At 46.4% G+C, this 1,695-nt stretch carries 3 protein-coding genes; 1 reads left to right on the top strand and 2 read right to left on the bottom strand.

The window, feature by feature from the left end; translation table 11 throughout:
- The first annotated feature begins 79 nt into the window (after positions 1–79).
- A complete protein-coding gene (locus A7090_RS24940) occupies positions 80–559 on the top strand; it encodes a phage tail protein (protein WP_071852594.1) in 480 nt (159 codons plus the stop codon).
- A gap of 5 nt (positions 560–564) precedes the next feature.
- On the opposite strand, the gene A7090_RS24935 is transcribed toward A7090_RS24940, so the two are convergent.
- Both A7090_RS24935 and A7090_RS24930 read right to left on the bottom strand, forming a co-directional pair.
- A complete protein-coding gene (locus tag A7090_RS24935; RefSeq protein ID WP_000367945.1) occupies positions 565–1,176 on the bottom strand; it encodes a tail fiber assembly protein in 612 nt (203 codons plus the stop codon).
- Positions 1,176–1,634: a phage tail protein gene (locus A7090_RS24930; RefSeq protein ID WP_042004947.1), complete on the bottom strand. Its 459-nt coding sequence runs from the start codon at positions 1,632–1,634 to the stop codon at positions 1,176–1,178. Before A7090_RS24930 ends, A7090_RS24935 begins: the two co-directional genes overlap by 1 nt.
- Positions 1,635–1,695: the final 61 nt, after the last annotated feature.

Here is a 1,695-nt window from a genome sequence, read left to right as displayed (position 1 = left end):
GAAACCCGTCCCCGAAATATCGCATTTAATTACATCGTAAGGGCGGCATAAAAACGTTGGTTTAGGGGAAGGCTCGGCGCTGCCCGTTGGTGTACCTATTCCATGGCCCTCAGCCACACCGCCAACGGGGTGGCTGAAATGCAATGGTGCAGCATTTTCTTCTGAAAAGTACCCAAATCTGGCAAAGGTTTACCCAACGTTAAAATTACCTGATTTACGCGGTGAGTTTATCCGTGGCTGGGATGATGGGCGAGGGATTGACTCTGGTCGCTCTATTTTAAGCGAGCAAGGATATGCAACGGAGGATCATGCTCACGGATTACCGTCAAAATCAACCGTAGCAACTGACCGCTCAATTAATTTCTACTTTGACGAGGCATGGGCTACTAGTGGTAATACGGGAGTTATCAGATGGGGGAACACAAGCGATGCAGGATTGCCAGCCCCTAATTATGGAACTTTTAAAACATATAAACAGTCCGTAGCTAATTTAGGTACTGCTGGCTTAGAAACCCGCCCTCGTAATATTGCATTTAATTATATTGTGAGGGCGGATTAATTATATCAACTGGCTGTAGAAAGTTGTTTTTCAGGCCAGTTGAGATCTGGTGCCGTGGTTAAATCCATCGCGTTCAGCTCGTCTATATAATCTAGCACGGAGTTAAGCTGCGTGGTTTCTGCCTGCGTCAACTTCCGTCCAGCCCGTAATTTCAACTGAATCAGACTAATGGAATCCATCGCAGTATCAATCAATGACTGACGTTTTGTTTCTGCTGCCTCTACAGCTGCACTATGTTGAGCCTCAGTATCAACCACCCATTTCTCTCCATCCCATTTGTCGTATGGTGTTAGCGGGGCGATAGTGGTTGTATTTTCCGGATAGTCACCCAACACCGTGATTTCTTCGGGATTCCCAGTGTCAATGCTATAGACAGTTTCGCCACGATGATCTGGCACATACTCCCATGAACTTAAATCCTCTGAACGGAGAATCGCATAACCTGCTTTATGTGAGCCTGGAGCATCCAAACAAGAATTTGCCGGAATACCAACGCCAACAGCAAGATATTCAGTTGATGCAGAAATATATTCCCGATTACCACCATCATAGTTATAAACGATAATGTTTCCTGCCTGTATGGCTATAAGTTCGCTATTTAATATCGCATTATCCATTATGCTGCTCTCACAATATAATTGAAGGCAATGTTACGTGGGCGGGTTTCATTCCCCCCAGATAACTCCGTTCTGTATTGACTGGTAAATTTACCATTAATCGCTCCTTGCCGGACGGCGTTATCTGTCGACAACAGACTATCCCCCCCTCTGTCATTTGGCACCAATACCGTGTTATCCCACGCGTCCCATGACCGAATATTATGATAATGACTTCCTGTTAACCACCCCTGTATGCTTAAGATGACCCTTCCCGCATCCACACCTCGCCCATCATCCCAACCACGGATAAACTCACCGCGTAAATCCGGTAATTTATTGGTGGGGTAGGCCTTTGCCAGTTTGGGATACATTTCAGAAGAAAATGCTGCACCATTGCATTTTAGCCAGCCCGTTGGTGGTGTTTCTAAGGGCCACGGAACGGGCACACCAACAGGCAGTGCAGAGCCTTCCCCCAAACCAACGTTTTTATGCCGCCCTTACGATGTAATTAAATGCAATATTACGGGGGCGGGTTTC

Origin of the sequence: Escherichia sp. MOD1-EC7003, from assembly GCF_002965065.1 — a bacterium.
Taxonomy (GTDB): Bacteria; Pseudomonadota; Gammaproteobacteria; order Enterobacterales; family Enterobacteriaceae; genus Escherichia.
The sequence above is the reverse complement of the archived record's forward strand: the minus strand, read 5'-3'. Positions and strand labels throughout refer to the sequence as shown.